Here is a 617-nt window from a genome sequence, read left to right as displayed (position 1 = left end):
AAATAGTGAGTCCTTGCACGCCATTTTTATTGAAGGACCGAATAATGATTTCGTATGGGCCAAAAACTATTGGTACGCAATACCAGAAAGTTCGTGTGTGAAATTTGTATATAATAGCAGTGGAATTGAATATTTTTATATCTTTATTAAAAGGATCAATGCACATGGATTAGTTTTACGTTTCAGTTATAATGCCCCAATAATCGAAATGATTCGTTTTGTAAATAAAGAATGTGCGAATGACGGTGAAAAATTTGATGCAATAAAGTGAATCCGCCAGAAACATTATTCAAATCATCGATTTCTGCCGTCAAGGGCTTACTATTTTGTTTTAAGACAATTGTATTTTTTTCCACTCGCCCCAAGTATTAGATTTGATTTTCATCCATATAATTTCATTGTAAGAAAAAAGCACAACAATTCCGTATTTGTCGCCGGATAAGCTTTTATATGCAAGCATAAATCCGCCAGCGCCATCCGGAGAACCTTGATCGATACTTACTGTGCTTTGTATTGTGAATAACCTAATTTCTCCATGGTTACATTTTATAAGTGTATCTTCAGCAAGATCAGAACTAGAATATATGTTTTCTGACTTCCTGATCCGGTCACTATTT

2 protein-coding genes are annotated in these 617 nt (G+C 34.2%); one reads left to right on the top strand and one right to left on the bottom strand.

The window, feature by feature from the left end:
• A partial coding sequence (locus DW904_RS23340; protein ID WP_207664947.1) for a hypothetical protein occupies positions 1-271 on the top strand: 271 nt, incomplete at its 5' end.
• A 60-nt stretch (positions 272-331) separates the two neighbouring features.
• Here DW904_RS23340 and DW904_RS23335 read toward each other — a convergent pair.
• Positions 332-617, bottom strand: a 286-nt coding sequence (locus tag DW904_RS23335; RefSeq protein ID WP_207664946.1) for a hypothetical protein, incomplete at its 5' end; no start/stop codon positions are given.

This window comes from Ruminococcus sp. AM42-11 (genome assembly GCF_003480145.1).
GTDB lineage: Bacteria > Bacillota > Clostridia > Lachnospirales > Lachnospiraceae > Blautia_A > Blautia_A faecis.
Note: the sequence above shows the minus strand (reverse complement) of the source record. Positions and strands in the feature narration are given on the sequence as shown.